This window comes from Methyloligella solikamskensis, from assembly GCF_042676065.1.
GTDB classification, from domain to species: Bacteria; Pseudomonadota; Alphaproteobacteria; order Rhizobiales; family Methyloligellaceae; genus Methyloligella; species Methyloligella solikamskensis.
This window is the reverse complement of the sequence record NZ_JBHTJO010000002.1, coordinates 370,000-388,145: the sequence shown is the minus strand read 5'-3', so window position 1 is coordinate 388,145 and position 18,146 is coordinate 370,000. Positions and strand designations below refer to the sequence as shown.

The window sequence follows — 18,146 nt, the reverse complement described above, 5'->3', positions numbered from 1 at the left end:
CGGCCGCATTCCCTCGCAAGGACGTCGTCACTCCCGTACCGATCTCCTCAGCCTTATGCGGCTTGCGCGCTTTAGATCCGTTCGTCCGTATCGAGAAGCGCGTAAAGCAAATGGTCCTGCCATGCGCCGTTGATCCGCAGATAACGGCGCGCAAATCCCTCGCGCCTGAACCCGGTCCTTTCTAAGAGGCGCTTCGAGGCCAAATTATGTGGCAGGCATGCGGCCTCGAGCCGATGTAGTTCAAGCGAATCAAAGACAAATGGGATAACAGCCCGCACCGCGGCTGTCATGTAACCCTTCCGGGCGTGAGGCTCGCCGATCCAGTATCCCAGCGTGCAAGCCTGGGTCACGCCCCGGCGCACGTTGCACAGGGTGATACCGCCCAGAAGCTCTTCCCCATCGGCGGTAAAGACGAAGAGCGCGTAGCCCACATCCTCGCGCAGATCGCGCAAATAGTGACGCACCCGGCGGCGATAGGACGCGCGGGTCAGCTCGTCGGGAAGCCAGAGCGGCTCCCAGGGAGCGAGAAATTCCTTGCTGCCGGCGCGCAGCTCCGCCCAGGCCGGATAGTCTGCCATCTGAGGCGTGCGCAGCATGACCCGGTCGGTCCGGATGACGGGACCGATATCGCTGGAACTGGCTGTGCGCAGCAAGGCCATGGCTACGTCCCCTAAGCCGCCTTGCGGGGCGGCAACACGAATTCTTCCGCTATTCCATCGAAGCGGGCGCGATTGGCGATCGGGCCGACTGTCGCAAGGGTAAGTGGCGAAGCGAGAAGCTGCATCGCCTGGTGGCGAAGATCGTCCGCGGTTACCGCCTCGACCTTCTCCAGCAGCTCTTCGGTGGTGAGCGGCCGGCCATAGAGAAGAATATACCGGGCGAGCTGCTCGGCGCGGGCGGCGGAGCTTTCGAGCGACGCGAACAGACCCATCTTGGCCTGCGCCTTCACGCGGGCGAGTTCGTCCGGGTGGAAACCATCCTCGGCGGCGCGGCGGATCTCGTCACGGATCACGGCGAAGAGCTCGTCGGAATACTCCGGCCCCGTCGCGGCATAGATGCTGAACGTGCCCGTATCGGCCAGGCTATGGGCGAAGGAATAGACGGCGTAGCAAAGGCCCCGCTTCTCGCGGACTTCCTGGAACAGGCGCGAGGACATGCCGCCGCCAAGCGCGCCGGCCAGCATCTGCATCTGGAAATAGCCGGGATCGTGGAGCGCAGGGGCTTCGAAGCCGAGCACCAGATGGGTCTGCTCGAAATAGCGCTCCGAATGGCGGATGCCGCCGCTATAGCGGGCGTCCTCCGGCTGTGGGGCCGGCGTGGCGTCGAGGCCGGAGAGGCAGTTCTCGGCAGCCTTGACCAAATCGGCATGATCGATGGCGCCGGCGGCCGAAAGCACCATGTTGGGCGCGTGATAATGGGCCCCGAGATAGCGGGTGAGGTCCTCGCGGCCGAACTCCCCGATGCTCTGCATGGTGCCGAGGATCGGCCGCCCCAAGGGCTGATCGGGATAGGCGGCTTCCTGGGCGAGATCGAAGACCGTGTCTTCCGGGGAATCGAAGGAGGCAGCGATCTCCTGGAGGATGACGCCGCGCTCGCGCTCAAGCTCTTGCGTCTCGAAGCGGGGCTTCAGCAGAATGTCGCTCAGGATGTCGAGAGCGAGAGGAAAATCCTCCGCCAGGACGCGCGCGTAATAGGCAGTGCTGTCGACGCCGGTGGCCGCATTGATATCGCCGCCCACCGCCTCGATCTCCTCGGCGATGTCGCGGGCGCTGCGCCGCTCGGTGCCCTTGAAGGCCATGTGCTCCAGGAAGTGGGCGACGCCGTGCTCGGACGCCGTCTCGCAGCGGCTACCGGCTCCGATCCAGATGCCGAGAGACACCGTCTCCACGCCGGGCATGGTGACGCTGGCGACGGTCAGGCCGTTTGCGAGCCTGCTGACTTCAGAAGTGGGAGCGGAGCTTCTGGTGGTCGTCACGCTCACGCGTCCACCTCTTCGCCCTGGCCTGCCCGGGAATGCTTCGAGATGAAGTCCGCGACCGTCTGGTAATCCGCCGGCAGAGAGGTGCAGCGCTCGGTTTCGCCGAGCCGGTCCTTGAGCCGCTGGGGCTGTTCGGGCACGCGCCCCGTGGCGCGCTCCACGGTCTCGGGAAACTTGGCAGCGTCGGCAGTGGAAAGGATCACCATGGGCGTTGTGGTGTTGCCCTGATCCAGCGCGCGGCGCTCGTCCAGGGCCGAACCGATGGCGACCGCCGTATGAGGATCGGTCAGCACACCGGTCTTCCGGTAGACCCTGGCGATGGTCTCCTGGGTCTCTTCTTCGGAGATGCTGTAGGCGCCGAAGACCTCCTTGAGCTTGGTCAGCTCGTCCGGGGTCATGGTCAACTTGCCCGTGTCCTGAAGCTCGGTCATCAGCTCCTTCACCCGGCCGACATTACGGTCCACCAGCTCGAACATCAGGCGCTCGAAATTGCTCGCAAGCTGGATATCCATGCTGGGGCTGGAGGTCGCGATCACCGTTTTCGGCTCGTAAATACCGGTGGCGAAAGCGCGGGGCAGACTATCGTTCGCGTTCGTGGCGATTACGAGGCGCTGGATCGGCAGACCCATCTGCTGAGCGACGTAACCTGCGAAAATATCGCCGAAATTTCCGGTCGGCACCGTGTATGAGACAGGACGCCACGGGGCGCCGAGGGCCACGGCCGAGGTGAAGTAATAGACGGTCTGGGCGACGATGCGTGCCCAGTTGATGGAGTTCACGCCCGTGAGGTGCAGCCGGTCGCGCAAGGGCAGATCGTTGAACAGCGCCTTCACGATGGCCTGGCAGTCGTCGAAGGTCCCTTCGAGGGCGATATTGTGCACGTTGGGATCGTCGACAGTGGTCATCTGCCGCCGCTGAATCTCGGTCACCCTGCCCTTGGGATGAAGGATCACGACGTCGATGGCCTTGCGGCCCCGGAAGGCGTCGATGGCCGCAGCGCCCGTGTCACCGGAGGTGGCGCCGAGCACGGTGGCGCGGCCACCTTTACGGATGAGGGCGCGGTCCATGAGGCGCGCCACGACCTGCATGGCGAGATCCTTGAAGGCGAGCGTCGGTCCGTGGAACAGCTCCAGAATCCAGAGCTTCGGCGTGATCTGCTTCAGGGGCGTGACGGCGGGATGGTCGAAGCCGGCATAGGCCTCTTCGAGGACCTCGCGCAGATCGTCGAGGCAGGGGTCGTCCTCCAGGAAGGGGCGTATGACCCGTTCGGCGACGTCGATGTAATCGAGGCCCGCCAGGCCGGCGATCTCTTTTTCCGAGAAATGCGGCCAGGTCTCGGGCATGTACAGTCCGCCGTCGCGCGCAAGACCTGCGAGAAGGGCACCTTCAAAGGAGAGCGAAGGGGCTTCGCCCCGTGTGCTGACATATTTCACGGCGGACTCGAATACGGGCTTGAAATGGTGGGCTGAAGGTAATCGGCGGGAGGCTTCGCCGCAACCAAATGCGGCTGTGTAAGGCTAATGGGACGGGCGATATTCAAGCCTTCTTCTTCCGGAAAACACTCCAGGCATAGGCGAGATAGGCACCGCCCAGAACCGCGGCCATGCAGAACCAGGTCCAGGCATATTGCAGGTGGTTGTTGGGCAGCGTGAGGTTGGTCTGGCCGCCTTTGGGGAGACCGCCCGGGATGTCGGAAGGCTCCACCTCGATAAAGAACGGCGCGACCCTCTTGCCGCTATCGGGGAACATGGCCTGGCGCATGCCATCCAGATCGCGCCAGAACCATTGTTTCCTGGCAGGCTCGTTGTCGGGGGTGAAGGGGCCCGGCTCCTGAGGCTGGCGCACGAGGCCCGTGACCTCCACCTCGCCCTCAAGCTGGCCTTCTTCCCTGGCCTCCGGCGCCTTTTTGTCGGCGGGGACGAATCCGCGGTCGATCAAGACGGTGGAGCCTTCGTCAGTCTCAAGCGGCGTGATCACGTGCCAGCCGGGATCGCCTTCATCCAGGGCATAGAGATATTCTTCCCTAGCGTGGTCGAAGCGGCCGTCCACGGTCACGCGAGTGTATTCGATGTCCTCGCCGTCCTTCGCTTTCTCAAGCACCGTCTCAAGGGCAACGGGCGGGCCCTCGCTGCGCTCTTCGATGGCGGCGAGCAGTCCCCGCTTCCATTCCAGGCGCTGAAGCTGCCAGACGCCCAGCCAGACCGTGAGCGCGAAGACAGGCACCATGAAGATGGTGAACCAGACGAAGCGCTTCACGCTTTCCGGTTCGGATTGCGGCGATTGGGTCTCGTGCTCCGCCATCAGTCGGCGAGACGGCCTTCAGCGGCCTGGTGCCGGTACTGCAGGGCGAGCAGCAGGCCCTTGAGGGGGCGCAGCATGGCGAGGGGCAGTACGATGCCGAGCGGCAGCCAGAGCAGCGCATGGAACCAGTATGGAGGCTGGTAGTAGACCTCCACGAAGAGGGCCGCTCCCACGATAATGAAGCCGGTGATCAGCATGACGAAGATGGCCGGACCGTCGCCCGCGTCCGCGGCGGTGAAATCCCGGCCGCAGGCGTCGCACTCACTCTTCAAGGTGAGAAAGCCGGAATACAGGCTGCCCTGACCGCAATCGGGACACTTCCCCGCGATGCCGCGCCAGGCCGTCTGGCCCAGCGGCGGGATCGGCTCTGCGGGCTCGTGCTTGCTGGTCATGATTTGATTCCCGCTCAAACGAGAAGGGCGGCCGTTTCCGGCCGCCCTTCGAAGATTGGATCCGACCGTCTAGTGGGCCGGGTAGTCGGCGCCTGCGCCCCAGATATAGATCGAGGCGAACAGGAAGAGCCAGACCACGTCGACGAAGTGCCAGTACCAGGCGGCCGCTTCGAAGCCGAAGTGGCGTTCCGGCGTGAAGGCGCCGCCCCAGGCACGGAACAGGCAGACCGCCAGGAAGATGGTGCCGACGATGACATGGAAGCCGTGGAAACCGGTCGCCATGAAGAAGGTCGAGCCATAGATGTGGTCGCCGAAGCCGAAGCCGGCGTGGATGTATTCGTAGACCTGGCCGGCGGTGAAGATCATGCCGAGGATCACGGTCGCGATCAGGCCTCGGATGACGCCCTTACGGTCGTTCTCCAGCAGCGCATGATGAGCATAGGTGACCGTGGTGCCCGAGAGCAGCAGGATCAGCGTGTTCACCAGAGGCAGGCCCCAGGGATTGTACGTGTTGGCGAACCAGCCGAGGCCCGCAACATCGGTGTCGGTGCTGGGCACGGGCGGCCACACACCGCCAGTCACGGCGGTCCGGGCATAAGTCACCGCGTCGTCCGGATAGAGCGCGACGTCGAAATAAGCCCAGAACCAGGCCACGAAGAACATCACCTCGGAGGCGATGAACAGGATCATGCCGTAGCGGAAATGGAGCTGCACGACCGGCGTGTGCTCGTTCTGACGGCCTTCTTTGATGACGTCGCTCCACCAGGCGATCATGGTGAAGAGCACCAGGATGATGCCGGGCAGGAGCCAGAGCGGCTCGGAGGCGCCAGCCTTGTGGGTGACGAAGAACTGCACCGTGCCGACGGCGAGGACGAAGGCGGACACTGCGCCGACAATCGGCCAGGGGCTCGGATCGAGCAGGTGGTAATCGTGGTTCTTGGCGTGGGTCTCAGCCATCGTTGCGCTCCGTTCTTTCCCTACTAGAGGCGATCCACGCGCCTCCCTCCCATAACGCTCCGTCTCTTACGAGCCGGATTTCCCCTTGCTCTCCGTCGGTGCGGCGGCAACCCCCTGCCCCTTATCGCTCCGGTAGAAGGTGTAGGAGAGCGTGATATCCGAAATGTGCTTCGTGCTCACGTTGTCGAGGAATTTCGGCTCGATGAAGAAGGTCACCGGCATCTCCATGGACTCGCCGGGCTCGAGCCGCTGCTCGGTGAAGCAGAAGCACTGGATCTTGTTGAAATACTGGGCCGCGCTGTTGGGCGCGACGTTGAACACGGCCGTTCCGACGATCGGCTCGTCGGAATTGTTCGTAGCCTTGAAGAAGGCGAGATTCGACGCGCCGATGCGCACTGTCATCTCGTTCGTCTCAGGCTCGAAGCTCCACGGCAGGTCGGGCATGGTGTTGGCGTCGAAGCGCACATTGACGGTGTGATCGCTCACCTCGTCGGGCGCGACGTCGGCCCGCTGGGGCGTGCCCGCATAGCCGGTCTGCTGACAGAAGATGCGATAGAGCGGCACGGCGGCGAAGGACAGGCCGACCATGCCGGCGACCACCGCGGCGAGGCTAAGCGCCACAAAGCCGTGGCGTGACGGCTTGCGCTCCTTCGTCTCTTCGCTGCGTTCGTTATCCTTCGTCACGCGACCAATCCTCGCTCAACGTCAAATAGCGCGATTGGCGACATTGCCGCCAAGCCGCACGATGGTGACGATGAAGAAGAGCACAACAAGCCCGGCGAGCACCAAAGCGATTGCGATGTTTCGCTTGTGCCGACGGCGTTTGAATTCCTCATCCCCATCTTCCATCAGATCGTCCATAACGCCGGAAGCGGACCGCCCCCGACCCCGAAGCCCTTCTCCACCAGGAGGATGGCGAAGAGCAGGAAGAGATAGAGCACCGAATAGGCGAAGAGCTGCTTGGCCGCGCGGTAGGCGTCCTGACCCTCGCGGGTCCGCCAGCAGTGAATGGCAAAGGCGACGAACAGCAGGCCGAGCACAGCCGACGACACCAGATAGAGCATGCCACCCAGGCCGATCAGCGAGGGCACGCAGCCGAGCGGCGCGAGCAGGAGGCTGTAGGCCAGGATCTGGTTGCGGGTGTGATCGTCGCCATGGGTGACGGGAAGCATCGGTACGCCGGCGCGCTCGTATTCCTTGGAGCGGCAGATGGCCAGGGCCCAGAAATGGGGCGGCGTCCAGATAAAGATGATCAGGAAGAGAACGATCGGGTCCAGGCTGATGCTGCCCGTGGCTGCGGCCCAGCCGATCATGGGCGGCATCGCGCCCGCGGCACCGCCGATGACGATGTTCTGCGGCGTCCAGCGCTTCAGCCACATGGTGTAGACGAAGACATAGAAGCCGATGGTCAACGCCAGCAGTCCGGCGGACAGCCAGTTCACCATCAGGCCCAGGCAGCCGATGGCCCCGACAGATAGCACGGCGCCGAAGGTGAGCGCTTCGCTCTCGGTGACCTTGCCTTGCGGGATGGGCCGGGAGGCTGTGCGCGCCATACGCTGGTCGATATCGGAGTCGAACCACATGTTGAGGGCACCGGCAGCACCAGAGCCCACTGCGATGCAGAGCAGCGCCGCGATGGCGAGAACCGGATGCATGTGGACCGGGGCCGCCACCAGGCCGACCAGGCCGGTGAACACCACCAGGAACATGACCCGGGGCTTCAGCAGTTCCCAATAGTCACCGACCTCGCCACCGGGGACGGCGTCGAGGCTCGGAGCGTATGTCTGGGAGACGTCTGACATTCTCACCTACTCAGCAAGTGGCGGAAGCCGGTGCGCCCTGGATTGGTGGGGCGCACCGGTCCGTTGGTCCTATTTGATCCGAGGCAGAGTCTCGAAGCAGTGGTACGGCGGCGGCGAGGACAGGGTCCACTCCAGCGTCGTGGCACCAGCGCCCCACGGATTGTCTGCAGCACGGGTCTTCCGGATGAAGGCTTGCGCGACACCGAACAGGAAGATCACCACGCCGAGAGCGGCCATGTAGGAACCGATCGACGCGACCATGTTCCAGCCTGCATAGGCGTCCGGATAATCCACGTAGCGGCGCGGCATGCCTGCGAGACCGAGGAAGTGCATCGGGAAGAAGGTCAGGTTCGTACCGATGAACATCACCCAGAAGTGCAGCTTCGCGACGAACTCCGAGTACATGTAGCCGAACATCTTCGGGAACCAGTAGTACCAGCCGGCGAAGATCGAGAAGACCGCACCAAGCGACAGCACGTAATGGAAGTGGGCGACCACGTAATAGGTATCGTGCATGGCCCGGTCGACGCCGGCGTTGGACAGCATCACGCCCGTCACACCGCCGACGGTGAACAGGAAGATGAAGCCGATGGCCCAGACCATGGGCGCGCGGAAGGAGAGCGACCCGCCCCACATGGTGGCGATCCAGGAGAAGATCTTCACGCCGGTCGGCACCGCGATCACCATGGTGGCGAACACGAAGTAGGCCTGTGTGTTCACGTCGATACCGGCGGCATACATGTGGTGAGCCCACACGATGAAGCCGATGAAGCCGATGGCGACCATGGCGTAGGCCATGCCGAGATAGCCGAAGACGGGCTTCCGGGCGAAGGTCGATACGATGTGGCTGATGATGCCGAAGCCCGGCAGGATCATGATGTACACCTCAGGATGGCCGAAGAACCAGAAGAGGTGCTGGTAGAGCAGCGGATCGCCGCCCTGAGCCGAGTCGAAGAATGCCGTGCCGAAGTTGCGGTCGGTCAGCAGCATGGTGATGGCACCCGCGAGAACCGGCAGCGACAGAAGCAGCAGGAAGGCGGTGACCAGCACGGACCACACGAAGAGCGGCATCTTGTGCAGGGTCATGCCCGGGGCGCGCATGTTGAAAATGGTGGTGATGAAATTGATCGCACCGAGGATCGACGAGGCGCCCGCCAGATGGAGCGAAAGGATCGCGAAGTCGACGGCCGGTCCGGGGCTGCCTGAGGTCGAAAGCGGCGCATAGACGGTCCAGCCGGTGCCCGCACCGTTGGTGCCGGGCGTGCCGGGCACAAAGAGCGAAATCAGCAGGAGCGCGTAGGACGCCGGCAGCAGCCAGAACGAGATGTTGTTCATCCGCGGGAAGGCCATGTCCGGCGCGCCGATCATCAGCGGTACCATCCAGTTGCCGAAACCGCCGATCATGGCCGGCATGACCATGAAGAACACCATGGTCAGGCCATGGGCGGTGGTGAAGACGTTGAAGACTTCCGGATTGCCGAAATACTGCATGCCGGGCTCCATGAGCTCGGCGCGCATGGCGATCGACAGGACGCCACCGATGATACCCGCCACGATCGAGAAGATGAGATACATCGTCCCGATGTCTTTGTGGTTGGTCGAGTAGGCCCAGCGGCGCCAGCCCGTTGGATGATCGTCGTGATGATGCTCCGCAGCAGCAGTGTGGGCTTGATCTGCCATAACGGTGTTCCTCGTCCTCAAGCGTGCTTCTTAAATCTCAATCCCAGGCGCGTCTCCGCGCTGACTAGTTCTCAATCGCAGCGAGCTTTTCTGCGCCGCCGTTGTCCGTTTCAGCTGCAGGCTCAGCCTCCGCGACGCTCTTGCCGTCGTCCAGGGCCGCCTCTTTGGTCTCGGAGAGCCACTTGGCGTACTCCTCCTCGCTGACCACGCGAACGGCGATCGGCATGAAGGCGTGATTGCGCCCGCAAAGCTCCGAGCACTGGCCGTAGAACATGCCTTCCTGCTCGGCGCGGAACCACGTCGTCTGCAGGCGTCCGGGCACGGCGTCGATCTTCACGCCGAAGGACGGAACGGCCCAGTCGTGGATCACGTCGGTGGACTTCACCTGCACGAGAACGTTCTTGCCGACCGGCACGACGACTTCGTTGTCGACGGAGAGAAGGCGGGGCTGGCCTTCTTCGAGCTGGTTGTCGCTGAGCATCAGCGAATCGAACTGAATATCCTCGTCCGGATACTCGTAGCTCCAGTACCACTGGTGACCGGTTGCATTGATGGTGATGTCGGCCTTCGGAAAGTCGTACTGGGCGAACAGCAGACGGAAGGACGGGATCGCGATGGCGACCAGAATGAGGATCGGAACGATCGTCCAGACCACTTCCAGCATGGTGTGATGCGTGGTGCGCGACGGGACCGGGCTCCGGTTCTCGTTGTACCGGATCATGACCCAGGCGAGCAGCGCCAGCACGAAAAGGGTGATGACGATGATGATTGCCGTCACGAAATTATGGAAGTCGTGGATCTGCGCCATGATGGGCGATCCGGCGTCCTGCATGCCGATCTGCCATGGGGCAGGCTGCCCCATCTGGGCGAAGGCCGGGCCACTGAACAGCAGCGCCGCAACGGCCAAAACGCCGGCAATACGTCGATTGAAGGTCCCCATTCTCACACTCCTCAGTCTGCCCCTATTCGACCGCATAAAGCGGGTCGAATACCGTGCGCTAACCTCCAGGGCTGCGTCGTTGCGCGTGTGATCGGGCCGGCATTTGGACAAAGATGGGGCCTCGCGATCCTCCCGATCGCGACGTGGCGGTCCCCCCAGCTCTTTGTTCTTGCTTTCGGCCTTCAGAGCGCATCGCTCGTCAGCTCTTTTAACGTGTAAAAATCATAAACAATATAGATTGGCAATACTCATCCTTCCCACGCTATGCGGCATATTCACGCTTTGAGGGATAGATTTTTTGCCGAAACCTCAATGGCTTCAGGGGCTGGGACCGAGGTCGGAAGGCGCTGCCACAAGACCTTTACGCAACAGCCGAATTTTAGCCTCAATCCTTGGTCAAGGCAGCCCAATCGCGGGACGACGGGGCGCATCTAACGCTTTGCAGCGCCAGCGTTCCTCCGCTAGCTTGGCCGCTTAACGCCACCGCGCCAGCGGCCCGTCTCACACACCTCTTCAACCGAGTCTTCAACCGAGCGTTTTTCATCCATGACCCTGCCCCGTCTCCCCGGCCTCGTTTCTTTTTGCCGTGCGAGCCTTCTCGCCGCTTTCACCCTTATGGCGCTGAACGGCACGGCCTTGGCTCAAGGCCAGGCCGAAGAGGAAGGTGGGGGAATCACCGGCCCCGGCAGCGTGATCAAGGAGACCCATGGGGCATGGCAGGTGAGCTGCCGCACGCCACCCGGCGCCCAGGACGAGAAATGCGCGCTGGTGCAGAGCGTGACGGCGGAAGACCGGCCCAATGTCGGGCTGACGGTGGTGTTCTACAAAGCGGTCGGCGAGGACAAGCAGCTTTTGCGGGTCGTAGTGCCGCTCGGCGTGCTGCTGCCGACGGGACTTGGCCTCAAGATCGACGGCGAGGATGTCGGCAACGCGCCCTTCCTCAAATGCAGCCGCAACGGATGCATCGCCGAGGTCGTGCTGCAGGACGAGGTGGTCAAGAAGATGCAGTCCGGCAAACAGGCCGTCTTCATCATCTTCGACACCTACGAATCCGGCATCGGCATCCCAGTCTCCCTGGAAGGCTTCTCCAGCGGCTCCGCAGCCGTCAAATAGCCCGCGGCAAGCCGCTAAACCCTTGGCGTGACAGCGCTTTTGCGCATCATTTCAGATTCTCGGGAGCACAAAAAAGATCGGCGGTAGAGGCCTCTACCGCCGATCCGCATCCGTCGGGGGACGGACGTCCATCCCATCCGTGCAGGGTAGCGGATGGGAGGAGAACTAGGTCGATATCTGGAGATACCGGACCACGCTTTCAAGCGTCCTTATAGCAGATTTTTCGCCCGAACCGAAGCAATCTTCCGCGAAACTGTTTAATCAAGCCGTTTCCAGCGGGCGGATCCGGTAGGCTTCCTCCTCGAAGAGCCGGTCGATATTGCTTTGCCAGCGTCCCTCATAGGCCGCGAGCAGCCGGTCCGCCGGCACGCCATGTTCCAGAGCCTCATGCAGCGGCCGGAGGAAGTGGCGCTCGTCCCTGCCCTTGCTGTCGAGGTGGCTGCGCCGCTCGAGCCCGGCTTCCGAAATCGCCAGCACATCCTGGGCGATGTCTGCCACCGTATGCTCCCGGAACGGCGCATCGAGCGCCCGGCGCGGTACGGAATCGCGCAGTTCTTCACGCTCTTCAGCCGTCCAGTCTGAGACCAGCGCTTCGGCATCCGACAGGGACTGGCTGTCATAGAGAAGCCCGACCCAAAAGGCGGAAAGCGCGCAGATATTGGGGATCGGCCCGGCATCGGCACCGCGCATCTCCAGGAAATGCTTCAGGCGGACATCGGGAAACGCCGTGGTCAGATGATCGGACCAGTCGGCCATGGTGGGCTTCTCGCCGGAAAGCGCCGGAAGCTTTCCCTCCAGGAAGTCTTTGAACGAGGCGCCGGTCACGTCGATATAGCGGCCTCCGCGATAGACGAAATACATCGGCACGTTCAGGGCGTAGTCGACATAGCGCTCGAACCCGAAGCCCTCCTCGAAGGCTTGCGGCAGACCGCCGGTGCGATTGGGATCGGTGTCGCGCCAGATCTCGGCCCGGTAGGATTTGAAGCCGTTGGGATGGCCTTCGGTGAAGGGCGAGTTGGCGAAGAGCGCCGTTGCGATGGGCTGAAGTGCGAGACCGACCCGCAGCTTCTTGACCATGTCCGCCTCGTCGGCGAAATCCAGATTCACCTGCACGGTGGCAGTGCGGAACATCATGTCCAGGCCGAGCTGGCCGACCTTGGGCATGTAGTTGGCCATGATGCGATAGCGCTCCTTCGGCATCATGGGCATCTGGCGCAGGGTCCATTTCGGCGTGAAGCCGAGGCCTAGGAAGCCGATGCCGAGCTCGTCGCCGATCTCCTCGGTCTCGACGAGATGGTGGCGCACCTCCTCGCAGGTCTCATGGATGTTTTCCAGCGTGGCGCCGGAGAGCTCCAGCTGGCCGCCGGGCTCCAGGGTCACGGAGCCGCCCTTGTCGCAATCGGTCCGGTTGAGGGCGATCAGCTTGCCGTCCTCGATGATCGGATCCCAGGCGAAACGGTCCTGCATGCCTTTCAAAAGCGCGCCGATGCCGCGATCCCCCTCGTAAGGGACGGGCATGTGATCCTTTTGATAGAAGGCGAATTTCTCGTGCTCGGTGCCGATGCGCCACGTGTCGCGCGGCTTGCAGCCCTTCTCCAGGTAAGCAACCAGCTCATCCCGCGATTCGATGATGGGGCTTGAGGGCCCATCCACGCGTGTGGACATGGGGAACTCCGGTGGTTGGAGGGGGCCGACTCTAAGATTGCGGGGCGCGACTTATAGAGACCGGCTGTTCTTATTGCGTATGGCTGAAGGGCCTTGCAAGTTTCCTAACGTCTAGCGCCAATCCCCGATCACGGCGCTTACGAGGGCCAACGCGGCAACGGCCGCAGTATCGGCCCGCATGACCCTCGGTCCAAGCGACATGGGAAGCACGAACGGCTTTTCAAGCAAGGCCGCCCTCTCCTCTTCGTGAAAGCCGCCCTCCGGCCCGACGAGAAGCGCGACCGGCTGGGGCTGCAATTCCGACAGCGCGGCGATGGGGGATGCGTTCGCGGCGGCCTCGTCGGCGAAGATTATCGGCCGTGCAGGGTCCCAGTCTTCAAGGAGTTTCGGGAGCTTGACCGGGTCGGCCACCTCCGGCACGCGCAGCAGGCCGCATTGCTCAGCCGCCTCCACCGCATTGGCCTGGAGGCGATCGATCTTGATCCTGTCGGCGACCGTATGGCGCATGATGACGGGCTGCAGCAGGCTCGCTCCCATCTCGGTCGCCTTCTGAGCCATGTAGTCCTGACGGGCACGCTTCAGAGGCGAGAAAAGATAGTGAAGGTCAGGACCTGCTTCCTGGCCGCGCGTTTGCTCCTCGGCGCTCAAGATCGCGGCGCCTTTCTTGGCTTCCGCGACGATGCAGCGCCATTCGCCGTCCTTGCCATTGAAGAGGAGAACGTGATCGCCGGCCTTGAGTCGCAGGACGTTCAGGAGGTAGTGAGCTTGAGCGGTGGAAAGCTCGGCCCGGGCCCCTTCAGCGAGGGGGGCTTCGACATAAAGTCTCTGAAGCTTGGCGGGCGAGACAGTCGGCATTTTGATCGGCACGGGCTTTGCAGACATCCGGGGCGGGAAATTTTCCGAAAAAGGCCTATATGACCGAGGATGGGGCACCTTCAGACATGACACGTCCGGCTGGACAGAGCAAAGCTGCCGATGCGGGCGGCGTGGCCGATGCGCCGCAGGGAAACTGGGCGGATCGCTACGCTCCGGCCTTCCTGCTGCCTTACCTGCGCTTGGCGCGGGCGGACCGGCCGATCGGCTTCTGGCTGCTCGCCATGCCCTGCTTGTGGTCGGTGTCCTTGGCGGAGCGGAGCCGGGACGCAACCTTTCCCGATCTGTGGCTACTTCTTCTGTTCGCCATCGGCGCCTTCGCCATGCGCGGGGCGGGCTGCACCTATAACGACATCGTCGACCGGGAGATCGACGCCCAGGTGGCGCGCACACGCTCCCGGCCCATTCCCAGCGGTCAGGTCAGTCTGAAAGGGGCCGTCGCCTTCCTGGTGCTGCTCTGCCTGATTGGGCTGGCGGTGCTGCTCTCCTTCAATCCCTTCGCCATCGTGACCGGCCTTCTGGCATTGCCCATCGTGGCCCTCTACCCCTTCGTGAAGCGCTTCAGCTATTGGCCGCAAGCCGTGCTCGGCATGGCGTTCGGCTGGGGGGCTCTCATGGGATTCGCGGCCGTCACCGGCGGGCTCTCACTTTCGGCCTTCCTGCTCTATGCGGGCGCCATCTGCTGGATTATCGGCTTCGACACGATCTACGGCCATCAGGACCGGGAGGACGACGCCCTGATCGGGCTGAAATCCACCTCGCTCAAATTCGGCCGCAACACGCGAACATGGCTGGTGGGATTCTACACCGCCGCGTGGACGCTCATCCTGCTCGCAGGACTGGCAGCCGGTGGAGAGATCATCTTCCTCCTGGGCATGATCGCGGCGGGCGCCCATCTCTTTTGGCAGGTGGCCACTCTCGATATCGACGACGGCGACAATTGCCTGACGCGATTCCGCTCAAACCGGGATTTCGGCTTCGTGGTTTTCGCCGCAATTGTGCTGGATATGTATCTCGCCGCGGTCTTCTAGAGCCTGCGGACAAAAGAAATCCCGGGACGCTTTTCGCATTCCCGGGACTTCCAAGACGCCTCGCCGACAATTTCCTGCGGTGATGGTTTTTTGATTTGAGTGCTTGGGGCGGCATCCCCAAGCCCTTTCGACGACAAGCTTTCAACGAGAAGCTTTCCGAATCGCTTAAGGGACAGTGTTAACAACCCGTATCGGAAGGTGTGATCGTTCCTGAAGGAGGCGATACAGTCCCCCCATGACAGCTATGAGCGCCAGCAAGCGGGAGCCCCACCCGTCCATCGAAGAGGATCTTGATCTTCTCAAAGTCGCCGTGCGCGATGCGGGGGCGCTAGCGCTGACCTATTTCAACGAGCAGAAGCTCGACGTGAAGAAGAAGCCCGACGGCAGCGAGGTGAGTCAGGCGGACACGGCGGTCGATGCGGCGCTGAAGCTCGATCTCTGCACGCCCCGCCCGGATTATGGCTGGCTTTCGGAAGAGAGCGAGGACACGCGCGAGCGGCTGGACTGTCAGAATGTCTGGGTGGTCGACCCCATCGACGGGACCCGCGCCTTCATCCGGAACGTGCCGGAATGGACGGTCTCCGTTGCGCTGGTGCGGGACGAAGAGCCGGTGCTGGGCGCGGTCTACAATCCGGTCACGGACGAGTTCTTCCACGCCATCAAGGGCGGCGGCGCCTTTCTCAACGATGAGCGCATTCATATCGACGACAGTAAGGAGCTCGCAGGATCGCGGCTGATCGCCAGCGGCGGACTGTTCCGCAAGCCCGTCTGGCGGGAGCCCTGGCCCGACGTGGAGACCCAATGGGTGAACTCCGTCGCCTACCGGCTGGCCTTGGTCGCCGCCAACAAGGCGGAGGCGACCATCTCGCTGACGCCCAAGAGCGAATGGGATATCGCCGCGGCAGCGCTGATCGTGGAAGAGGCCGGCGGGTGCGCGACCGATCATGCGGGACACGGCTTCCGCTATAACCAGCCTGACCCGCGGGTCGGGAGCGTCGTGGGCGCGCCGCCCGCCATCCACCATGCGATCATCGAGCGCACGCGGCACGTTGAATTGTAGGGCAAGCTTGGATTTCCACGGCAGCTTTGGGCAGTCTGCCGGAAATGCGTTTGAGGGAGTAATTTAGTCTTATGGCCGAAACCGTCGCACCCAAATCTCAAGTCCTGCATCTGGTGTTCGGAGGCGAGCTAAAAGATCTGGATGGCGTGGCGTTCAAGAATCCGGATGCGCTCGACATGATCGGGATATTCCCCGACTACGAAGCGGCCTATAACGCTTGGAAAGACGTGAGCCACCGCAATCTCGACGACGCATTGCGGCGCTACTTCATCGTCGACCTGCAGAGCCTGATCGACCCTTCCAAGTAGACGGGCCAAGCAGACAGATCAGGTCGAGCCGCGTGCGGCAGGCGCGACACGCCGCAACGAGACCGGTTGGGTCAAGGGATCGTTTGGTGTTAAGACCCGCCCAGACCGCGTTTCGGGCGGCCGCAACGGGCTCGCCGCCGGCAGCCCAAGCTTTGGGGATCAATCGTTGAAAGACCAGTTGTTCAGCGATACGCGCAGCATTGCGCGCAGCAAGGACGGCCTGGACACCGAGTACACGACCGGGGACCTCGTCCGCCGGATCTGGCGCGAGAACCTGCGCCCGCGGCTCGGCATCCTGATCGTCGCCGCGATCGCCATGCTGCTGACCGCGGCGACGACGGGCGCGATCCCGTTCCTCATTCAGGTGGTCGCCGACGACGTGTTCGTCGCCAAGAAGGAGTCGATGATCTACTGGGTGACCGCCGGTATCGTCGGCGTCTCGGTGATCAAATGCCTGGCCGAATACGTGGCCGAGGTGACCGTCGGCTATCTGGGCCACCGCTTTATCGCCGATCTTCGCATCCGCATGTTCAACCGGCTGGCTTTCGCCGATCTGAGCTGGATCCAGTCGATCCATTCGGGCCGGCTGCTGTCGGGCTTCCTGAACGATTCAAACCTGATCCGCCAAGCGGCGAGCCGCTCGCTCGTGACGCTGGGTGAGAGCTATCTGAAGATCATCATCCTGGTCGCCACCATGTTCTACATGGATGCGCGCTTCTCCATCCTCATCCTTCTGTTCATGCCAATCGGCTGGGTGATGCTGGGCCGGCAGCGCCGCAAGATGCGCAAGTCGACCAGCAAGTCGCTGCAGGAAACCGGCGATCTCTCCGCGCTGGTGACCCAGACGCTTCGCGGCATTCGCGTGGTGCGCGCCTATGCCCAGGAAGAGAAGGAAAAGGAGCGCGCGGCGAGCGCCATCAACCGGGCGCTCGAATTCACCATGCGCGGCACGCGTGCCCGCGCTCTGTCCAGCCCCTCTATCGAGCTGATCACGGGGCTTGGTTTCGCACTGGCGATCTATTTCGCCGGCACCAAGGGCATTCGGGGCGACCTGACGCTCGGCCATTTCATGGGCTTCATGACGGCGGCCCTGCTGATCTATCCGCCGCTGAAGAGCGCGGCCACGCTGCAGACCCAGCTTCAGGAAGGCATGGCGGCGGCAAGCCGCGTCTTCGGCATCATCGACCTTGAGACCCAGATGAAGGAGGTGCCGAACGCCCCTGCCCTGGAGCTGACCAAGGGCGAGCTGACCTATGACGACGTGACCTTCGCCTATGAGCCTGGCAAGCCGGTGCTGCAAGGCGTGAACCTCACCGTCGCCCCGGGCTCCACCGTGGCGCTGGTCGGACCTTCGGGCTCCGGCAAGAGCACCATGGTCAATCTCGCGCTTCGCTTCTTCGATCCGTCCGCCGGCAAGATCACGATCGATGGGCAGGACATCTCGGACGTTTCCATCGCGTCGTTGCGCGATTCCATCGCGCTGGTGACCCAGGACCCGGTGCTGTTCGACGACAGCGTGCGGGCGAACATCGCCTATGGCTCGCGTCCCGAAAACCAAGACGAGGTGATCGCGGCGGCCAAGGCGGCGGCGGCCCACGACTTCATCATGAAGCTTCCGCAGGGCTACGACACCCGCGTCGGTGAGGCCGGCACGCTGCTGTCCGGCGGCGAACGCCAGCGCATCGCGATCGCGCGCGCCATCTACAAGGACGCGCCGATCCTGCTTCTGGACGAGCCGACGAGCTCGCTGGACAGCGAGGCGGAAGCCAAGGTGCAAAAGGCGCTTGAGAAACTCATGCGCGGCCGGACCGTGCTGATGATCGCCCACCGGCTTTCCACGGTGCAGAAGGCCGATCTGATCTGCGTGCTCGATCACGGGCGGGTCATGGAGACCGGACGCCATGGAGAGCTGGTCGCCAAGGGCGGGCTCTATGCGCGGCTGCACAAGACCCAATTCGATATCGGCGGCGATGCGGCCGACGCGGAACCGGACGAAGAGTCCGGCGATCCGGAAGCCGTCGCGCTGGCCACGAAATAGCGCGCGAG

18 protein-coding genes are annotated in these 18,146 nt (G+C 63.1%); 5 read left to right on the top strand and 13 right to left on the bottom strand.

Going from position 1 to position 18,146, the window contains the following annotated elements:
* Positions 1 to 71 precede the first annotated feature (71 nt).
* The 11 genes from ACFQ2F_RS14870 to coxB form a co-directional block, all read right to left on the bottom strand.
* Positions 72 to 659 carry a GNAT family N-acetyltransferase gene (locus tag ACFQ2F_RS14870; RefSeq protein ID WP_379091406.1) on the bottom strand — a complete coding sequence of 196 codons (588 nt, stop codon included), beginning with the start codon at positions 657 to 659 and terminating at the stop codon, positions 72 to 74.
* A gap of 11 nt (positions 660 to 670) precedes the next feature.
* Positions 671 to 1,981 carry a M16 family metallopeptidase gene (locus ACFQ2F_RS14865; protein ID WP_379091405.1) on the bottom strand — a complete coding sequence of 437 codons (1,311 nt, stop codon included), beginning with the start codon at positions 1,979 to 1,981 and terminating at the stop codon, positions 671 to 673.
* Positions 1,978 to 3,411 (bottom strand): threonine synthase, encoded by a 1,434-nt coding sequence (gene thrC, locus ACFQ2F_RS14860; RefSeq protein ID WP_379091403.1) that lies wholly within the window; start codon positions 3,409 to 3,411, stop codon positions 1,978 to 1,980. Before thrC ends, ACFQ2F_RS14865 begins: the two co-directional genes overlap by 4 nt.
* A gap of 103 nt (positions 3,412 to 3,514) precedes the next feature.
* The gene (locus ACFQ2F_RS14855; RefSeq protein ID WP_379091401.1) at positions 3,515 to 4,279 is read right to left on the bottom strand and encodes an SURF1 family protein; all 765 of its coding nucleotides are present in this window, start codon (positions 4,277 to 4,279) and stop codon (positions 3,515 to 3,517) included.
* A complete protein-coding gene (locus ACFQ2F_RS14850) occupies positions 4,279 to 4,671 on the bottom strand; it encodes a DUF983 domain-containing protein (RefSeq protein ID WP_379091399.1) in 393 nt (130 codons plus the stop codon). The genes ACFQ2F_RS14855 and ACFQ2F_RS14850 overlap by 1 nt, the downstream gene beginning before the upstream one ends.
* Positions 4,672 to 4,740: 69 nt before the next feature.
* Complete coding sequence (locus ACFQ2F_RS14845) at positions 4,741 to 5,628, bottom strand: cytochrome c oxidase subunit 3 (RefSeq protein WP_379091397.1); 888 nt, start codon at positions 5,626 to 5,628, stop codon at positions 4,741 to 4,743.
* Positions 5,629 to 5,694: 66 nt separating this feature from the next.
* Positions 5,695 to 6,312, bottom strand: coding sequence for a cytochrome c oxidase assembly protein (locus ACFQ2F_RS14840; RefSeq protein WP_379091395.1), 618 nt, complete (start codon positions 6,310 to 6,312; stop codon positions 5,695 to 5,697).
* 21 nt (positions 6,313 to 6,333) lie between these two features.
* Positions 6,334 to 6,477, bottom strand: a complete 144-nt coding sequence (locus ACFQ2F_RS14835) for a hypothetical protein (RefSeq protein WP_379091393.1) — start codon at positions 6,475 to 6,477, stop codon at positions 6,334 to 6,336.
* On the bottom strand, positions 6,477 to 7,430 hold the full coding sequence (gene cyoE / locus ACFQ2F_RS14830) for a heme o synthase (RefSeq protein WP_379091391.1): 954 nt from the start codon (positions 7,428 to 7,430) through the stop codon (positions 6,477 to 6,479). Before cyoE ends, ACFQ2F_RS14835 begins: the two co-directional genes overlap by 1 nt.
* Positions 7,431 to 7,499: 69 nt before the next feature.
* Positions 7,500 to 9,110: a cytochrome c oxidase subunit I gene (ctaD, locus tag ACFQ2F_RS14825; protein ID WP_379091389.1), complete on the bottom strand. Its 1,611-nt coding sequence runs from the start codon at positions 9,108 to 9,110 to the stop codon at positions 7,500 to 7,502.
* A gap of 64 nt (positions 9,111 to 9,174) precedes the next feature.
* Positions 9,175 to 10,050, bottom strand: coding sequence for a cytochrome c oxidase subunit II (gene coxB / locus ACFQ2F_RS14820; protein WP_379091387.1), 876 nt, complete (start codon positions 10,048 to 10,050; stop codon positions 9,175 to 9,177).
* Between the two features lie 546 nt (positions 10,051 to 10,596).
* Between coxB and ACFQ2F_RS14815 the strand changes: the two genes are divergently transcribed.
* The gene (locus tag ACFQ2F_RS14815; protein WP_379091385.1) at positions 10,597 to 11,163 is read left to right on the top strand and encodes an invasion associated locus B family protein; all 567 of its coding nucleotides are present in this window, start codon (positions 10,597 to 10,599) and stop codon (positions 11,161 to 11,163) included.
* Between the two features lie 261 nt (positions 11,164 to 11,424).
* On the opposite strand, the gene ACFQ2F_RS14810 is transcribed toward ACFQ2F_RS14815, so the two are convergent.
* Together ACFQ2F_RS14810 and ACFQ2F_RS14805 are read right to left on the bottom strand one after the other, a co-directional pair.
* Positions 11,425 to 12,828, bottom strand: a complete 1,404-nt coding sequence (locus ACFQ2F_RS14810; RefSeq protein ID WP_379091383.1) for a glutamate--cysteine ligase — start codon at positions 12,826 to 12,828, stop codon at positions 11,425 to 11,427.
* Between the two features lie 111 nt (positions 12,829 to 12,939).
* Entirely contained in the window at positions 12,940 to 13,710 is a 771-nt protein-coding gene (locus ACFQ2F_RS14805; protein WP_379091381.1) for a 16S rRNA (uracil(1498)-N(3))-methyltransferase, read from the bottom strand.
* A gap of 59 nt (positions 13,711 to 13,769) precedes the next feature.
* Here ACFQ2F_RS14805 and ubiA point away from each other — a divergent pair, with 59 nt between their 5' ends.
* The 4 genes from ubiA (at position 13,770) to ACFQ2F_RS14785 (ending at position 18,138) form a co-directional block, all read left to right on the top strand.
* The gene (gene ubiA / locus ACFQ2F_RS14800; protein ID WP_379091379.1) at positions 13,770 to 14,732 is read left to right on the top strand and encodes a 4-hydroxybenzoate octaprenyltransferase; all 963 of its coding nucleotides are present in this window, start codon (positions 13,770 to 13,772) and stop codon (positions 14,730 to 14,732) included.
* A 235-nt stretch (positions 14,733 to 14,967) separates the two neighbouring features.
* Entirely contained in the window at positions 14,968 to 15,792 is an 825-nt protein-coding gene (locus ACFQ2F_RS14795; RefSeq protein ID WP_379091377.1) for an inositol monophosphatase family protein, read from the top strand.
* 71 nt (positions 15,793 to 15,863) lie between these two features.
* Complete coding sequence (locus ACFQ2F_RS14790; protein ID WP_379091375.1) at positions 15,864 to 16,100, top strand: DUF4170 domain-containing protein; 237 nt, start codon at positions 15,864 to 15,866, stop codon at positions 16,098 to 16,100.
* A 166-nt stretch (positions 16,101 to 16,266) separates the two neighbouring features.
* The gene (locus ACFQ2F_RS14785; RefSeq protein ID WP_379091373.1) at positions 16,267 to 18,138 is read left to right on the top strand and encodes an ABC transporter ATP-binding protein; all 1,872 of its coding nucleotides are present in this window, start codon (positions 16,267 to 16,269) and stop codon (positions 18,136 to 18,138) included.
* Positions 18,139 to 18,146 lie beyond the last annotated feature (8 nt).

Coding starts and splice junctions, on each gene's coding strand:
- ACFQ2F_RS14870 (WP_379091406.1), bottom strand. CDS start 659: ATGGCCTTGCTGCGCACAGCCAGTTCCAGCGATATCGGTCCCGTCATC.
- ACFQ2F_RS14855 (WP_379091401.1), bottom strand. CDS start 4,279: ATGGCGGAGCACGAGACCCAATCGCCGCAATCCGAACCGGAAAGCGTG.
- ACFQ2F_RS14850 (WP_379091399.1), bottom strand. CDS start 4,671: ATGACCAGCAAGCACGAGCCCGCAGAGCCGATCCCGCCGCTGGGCCAG.
- ACFQ2F_RS14845 (WP_379091397.1), bottom strand. CDS start 5,628: ATGGCTGAGACCCACGCCAAGAACCACGATTACCACCTGCTCGATCCG.
- ACFQ2F_RS14835 (WP_379091393.1), bottom strand. CDS start 6,477: ATGGAAGATGGGGATGAGGAATTCAAACGCCGTCGGCACAAGCGAAAC.
- cyoE (WP_379091391.1), bottom strand. CDS start 7,430: ATGTCAGACGTCTCCCAGACATACGCTCCGAGCCTCGACGCCGTCCCC.
- ctaD (WP_379091389.1), bottom strand. CDS start 9,110: ATGGCAGATCAAGCCCACACTGCTGCTGCGGAGCATCATCACGACGAT.
- coxB (WP_379091387.1), bottom strand. CDS start 10,050: ATGGGGACCTTCAATCGACGTATTGCCGGCGTTTTGGCCGTTGCGGCG.
- ACFQ2F_RS14815 (WP_379091385.1), top strand. CDS start 10,597: ATGACCCTGCCCCGTCTCCCCGGCCTCGTTTCTTTTTGCCGTGCGAGC.
- ACFQ2F_RS14810 (WP_379091383.1), bottom strand. CDS start 12,828: ATGTCCACACGCGTGGATGGGCCCTCAAGCCCCATCATCGAATCGCGG.
- ACFQ2F_RS14805 (WP_379091381.1), bottom strand. CDS start 13,710: ATGTCTGCAAAGCCCGTGCCGATCAAAATGCCGACTGTCTCGCCCGCC.
- ubiA (WP_379091379.1), top strand. CDS start 13,770: ATGACACGTCCGGCTGGACAGAGCAAAGCTGCCGATGCGGGCGGCGTG.
- ACFQ2F_RS14795 (WP_379091377.1), top strand. CDS start 14,968: ATGACAGCTATGAGCGCCAGCAAGCGGGAGCCCCACCCGTCCATCGAA.
- ACFQ2F_RS14790 (WP_379091375.1), top strand. CDS start 15,864: ATGGCCGAAACCGTCGCACCCAAATCTCAAGTCCTGCATCTGGTGTTC.